The sequence below is a fragment of the Photobacterium sp. DNB22_13_2 genome (assembly GCF_052873915.1).
Genome location: NZ_JBNNXU010000143.1, coordinates 1 through 271, shown reverse-complemented (window position 1 = coordinate 271; position 271 = coordinate 1). Strand labels below are relative to the sequence as shown.

Annotated in this window: 1 pseudogene; it reads right to left on the bottom strand. The window is 62.7% G+C overall.

Features of this window, described 5'->3' with window-relative positions:
* Nucleotides 1–21: 21 nt before the first annotated feature.
* Nucleotides 22–271 (bottom strand): annotated as a pseudogene (locus ACVA58_RS28140) (radical SAM family heme chaperone HemW); the annotation flags it as partial.

Genomic DNA, 271 nt, shown 5'->3' with positions numbered 1-271 from the left:
CAATGCGACAGCCGGCAACCGTCAGTTTTCGTCGTCGGCCAAGAACAATTCCTGCAGATCGTTCAGGAATCGTTGTCCCAGCTCGGTCGGGCGGATCGCTACATGGTCGCGCGAGAGCAGGCCGCGTTGTTCGGCGGCATCGAGTTCGCGCTCGATCGTGCGAAGCGGCAGGCCCGTGCGCTCCTGGAACAGCGTGACGGGGAAGCCGTCCGTCAGGCGCAGCGCGTTGAGCATGAACTCGAATGGCAGATCCGTTGCATCAACTTCGCGC